This is a genomic window from Methylobacterium sp. AC832, assembly GCF_979256025.1.
The window spans coordinates 1-235 of sequence record NZ_CEEDMV010000083.1; the positions used below are offsets into that span (position 1 = coordinate 1).

Below are 235 nucleotides of genomic sequence, written 5' to 3' on the forward strand. Positions count from 1 at the left end.
GGCCGCCAACGCTCAGCTCACCGTCTCCGCGCGCGAGAGCGGTGTTCCTTCCGCCGAGGCGATCATCGGACCGGCCGAAGCGCCCATCCGCTCCATCGCCGACCTGAAGGGCCGGACGGTCGGCGTATCGCGGGGGTCGGGCTGCCATTTCATCCTGGCGGCGGCGCTGAAGAAGGCCGGTCGCGGCTTCCCCGATATCAAGCCGGCCTATCTCCAGGCGCCCGAGGGGCTCGTC

At 71.1% G+C, this 235-nt stretch carries 1 protein-coding gene; it reads left to right on the plus strand.

From position 1 onward, the window contains the following. On the plus strand, positions 1-235 hold a 235-nt coding region (locus AC0IXR_RS25185; RefSeq protein WP_471762621.1), incomplete at both ends, for an ABC transporter substrate-binding protein.